Source organism: Polaromonas sp. P1_G2 (assembly GCF_056405515.1).
Genome location: NZ_JBFUBY010000349.1, coordinates 1 through 3655, shown reverse-complemented (window position 1 = coordinate 3655; position 3655 = coordinate 1). Strand labels below are relative to the sequence as shown.

The window sequence follows — 3655 nt, the reverse complement described above, 5'->3', positions numbered from 1 at the left end:
GTATTGGCCGGCCGGCGCCACCACTTTTTGCGGCGCGCCAGAGTCTCGCAACAAGGTCAACAGCACGCGTATGGACTCTGCGAGCGGAACCAGGGGGTGATCCAGCGCTGCAAGTCCTGCTTGCGCACGCCCGTCTGCAGGTGCTGCCAGGCATAGTAGGCCGGCAGGTCAAACTCGCAGGTTCCGCCCGGGATGCCGACGCGGCTGCGGATGCTCATCAGCCAGTCGTTTTCGGTCAGCGACTGGCCGGCCTTTCCGGGCAGGCTGTTCAGGGCGGAAAAGCAGCTTTCGAGCTGGCCGGTCACCTCGTCCAGGACGGCCTCCGAAATGGCAGGGTTACCGCGGTAGCCGTTGAGGACGTGTTTCTGTTTCTCAAGGTCCTTGAGGACGTCGGTCTTGAGGTCGGCCCGCGCGCCCACGTCCATGATTTCAAAAATCGTCGTGATGGCGTAGTGATGATCCGTCGGGCTCTCCCGCTCCACCAGTTCACCAAGGCGGCGGAACAGGTGTTCAAGTCGCAAATACGTGCGTATGCGTTCGTGAAAAGGATACTCGTAAAGGATCACAGCGCTATATTTTCGTCGGCTTCAATGAGGAGGTTTGTTTGCGCATCATAGCCCGAAGCGCGCGGCAAGCCGCCGCACCTCGGCATCCAGGGCCTCCAGCGGCAAACCATCATTGTGCAGGCATATATCGGCGGCCGACAGGCGCTGTGCGCGGCTGGCCTGTCCGGCCATGACTTTCTCCACCGCCTCCCGGGGCCAGCCGTTGCGGGCCATGACCCGGCTGAGCTGCGTGGCCTCGCCGCAGTCCACGACCAGCACCTGGTCCAGTTGCTGCCGCCAGCGCCCCGATTCCACCAGCAGGGGCACATCAAACACCACACAGGCACAACCGGCAGCGGCGGCCTGCTCGTATTGCAGCAAGGTCTCGCGGCTGACCAGGGGATGAWCAATGAACTCCAGCCGCCGCCTGGCGGAGGGGTCGTCAAAGGCCAGTTGGCGCATCCGGTCCCGGTCCATGGCGCCGTCGGCGGTGATCATCTGGCCGCCGAACTGCGCGGCAATCTCCTTCACGGCGGCGCCGCCTGCCGCCGTGACCGCACGGGAGATCGCATCGGCATCCACCAGCGCCGCGCCGCAAGCCACCAGGGTGCGGGCGACCGTGCTTTTCCCGCTGCCTATGCCGCCCGTCAGTCCAATGCGCAAAGCTGCACGGCGCATGGCTTCACAGGCCGATAAACCGCAGGATGGATTGAGGCCCGAAGACCATGGCAGTGAAGCCCGCCCCGGCCAGGAAAGGACCGAAGGGCACGTAGCCGCCTTCACGCAATCCGCTGGAGAACTTCATCGCGATACCGACGGCGGCACCGATCACGGAAGCCATCAGGATCATGGGCACCAGCGCAGGCCAACCGAACCAGGCGCCGAGCGCGGCGAAAAGCTTGAAGTCGCCATAGCCCATGCCCTCTTTGCCGGTCACCAGTTTGAACGCCCAATACACCAGCCAGAGGGAAAGGTAGCCGGCGACTGCGCCCCACAAGGCCGTCCCCAGGCTGACCGGGGGATTCCACTGGAGGGCGGCAACAATCAGGCCGGCCCATAGCAAGGGCAAGGTGATGTCGTCCGGCAGCAGGGTCGTGTCCCAGTCGATCACCGCCAGAGCCAGAAGCGCCGCGGAAAAACCACACCAGGCCAGCGCGGTCAGCGACAAGCCCCAGCGCCATGCACAAAAGAAGAACAGGGCCCCTGTCACCGCTTCGACCATCGGATAACGCAGGCCGTAGGGCGTGCCGCACACAGAACATTTGCCCCGGAGAAACAGGTAGCTGGCCACCGGAATGTTTTCATACCAGCGTATGACGTGGCCGCAGCTGGAGCAGCGCGAACGCGGTACCAGCAAGTTGAATTTTTCGGTGGGTTCCTGTGCAGTTCCGGTCAGCTCGGCGCATTCCTGCGCCCACTGCCGCTCCATGACCTTGGGCAGGCGGTAAATAACAACGTTAAGGAAACTGCCGATGAGCAGGCCCATGAAACCGGCCAGCAACCCATCGAATGCCGGCCCCAGACCGGTCCCCATCAAACGACTTGGCCCAGCTTGAAAATAGGCAGGTACATGGAGACCACGATCCCGCCGATCAGCGTGCCCAGGAACACGATGATGATGGGTTCCATCAGGCTGGAAAGGCCGGCCACCATTTCATCGACTTCCGCTTCATAAAAGTCGGCCGCCTTGCCAAGCATGTGGTCGATGGAGCCAGACTCCTCGCCGATCGCGCACATCTGCAGCACCATGGAGGGGAACAGGTTGGCATTGGTCATGGCTGCCGTCAGGCTGGTACCCGTGGAAACCTCCTGCTGGATTTTCTCGGTGGCATCGGCATACAGCGAATTGCCGGAAGCGCCACCGACGGAATCCAGCGCCTCGACCAGCGGCACGCCTGCGGCGAACATCGTGGCGAGCGTGCGGGTCCAACGGGCGATACAGGATTTTTCGATCAGTGCGCCGAACACCGGCACCTTGAGCAAAGCCCTGTCCATGAACTTCTGCATTTTCTCGTTGCGCTTCCAGGCCTGGAAGAAGAAGTAGAGCCCGCCGCCTATGCCGCCGAAAATCAGCCACCAATAGGCCACAAAAAACTCGCTCATCGCAATGACGATCAGCGTGGGCGCCGGCAAATCGGCGCCGAATGAGGAAAACACGTTTTTGAACGACGGGATCACAAAAATCATGATCACGGCGACCACTACAAAGGCCACCACCACCACCGAAATCGGGTACATCAGGGCCGACTTGATCTTGGACTTGATGGCTTCGGTCTTCTCCATGTAGGTCGCCAGGCGGTCCAGCAGCGACTCCAGGATACCGGCGGCCTCGCCGGCCTCAACCAGGTTGCAGTAGAGCGCATTGAAATACATCGGGAATTTGCGAAACGCCGCGCTCAGCGAGGTACCGGTCTCAACGTCAGTGCGCACGTCGTTGAGCAGCTTGGTCACGCTGGCATTGGGATTGCCGCGTCCCACGATGTCGAAAGCCTGTAGCAGCGGTACGCCGGCCTTCATCATGGTGGCCAGCTGGCGGGTGAAGATCGCAATATCCTTGGGCTTGATCGATTTGCCCGAGCGCATCTTGCGCTTCTTGATTTTGGTGGGCAGGACGCCTTGGCGGCGCAACGAAGACTTGACCTGGTTCTCGCCGGCGGCGCGGATCTCACCGCGAACCTGCTTGCCGCCCCGGTCCTTGCCCTCCCACTCGAAAACAAATTCCTTGATGCCCTTGGATACTGCAGTTGCCATGATGCTTTCTCGTTGTATCGACAGTCTCAGACCGCCTTGTCGCCACGCTCATGCCGCCAGGTGACGGCAATTGAACGCGACTGCTTAAACATTGGTGCAGCCCAGAATCTCTTCCAGCGAAGTCATGCCGAGCTTGACCTTGGACAACCCCGACACGCGCAAGCTTTTGACTCCCTCCAACTCCGCCTGGGCCGCGATTTCCAGGGCGCTGCCGTCGCGAAGGACGATACGCTGAATCTCCTCTGAAATGGGCATAACCTGATAAACACCGACGCGGCCTTTGTAACCATTCGTACACATGGAGCAACCCACCGGACGGTAAGGGGTCCAGGAACCGTCCACATCTTCTTCCTTGAAAC

At 61.3% G+C, this 3655-nt stretch carries 4 protein-coding genes and 1 pseudogene; all 5 read right to left on the bottom strand.

What is annotated here, in order from left to right; translation table 11 throughout:
• A pseudogene (zapD, locus tag AC1D0P_RS23250) lies at positions 1–566 on the bottom strand (cell division protein ZapD); the annotation flags it as partial.
• Positions 567–611: 45 nt separating this feature from the next.
• Complete coding sequence (gene coaE, locus AC1D0P_RS23245) at positions 612–1223, bottom strand: dephospho-CoA kinase (RefSeq protein WP_477678904.1); 612 nt, start codon at positions 1221–1223, stop codon at positions 612–614.
• Between the two features lie 4 nt (positions 1224–1227).
• On the bottom strand, positions 1228–2079 hold the full coding sequence (locus AC1D0P_RS23240) for a prepilin peptidase (protein WP_477678903.1): 852 nt from the start codon (positions 2077–2079) through the stop codon (positions 1228–1230).
• A complete protein-coding gene (locus tag AC1D0P_RS23235; RefSeq protein ID WP_477678902.1) occupies positions 2079–3296 on the bottom strand; it encodes a type II secretion system F family protein in 1218 nt (405 codons plus the stop codon). The genes AC1D0P_RS23240 and AC1D0P_RS23235 overlap by 1 nt, the downstream gene beginning before the upstream one ends.
• An 84-nt stretch (positions 3297–3380) precedes the next feature.
• Positions 3381–3655, bottom strand: a 275-nt coding sequence (locus AC1D0P_RS23230; RefSeq protein WP_477678901.1) for an ATPase, T2SS/T4P/T4SS family, incomplete at its 5' end; no start/stop codon positions are given.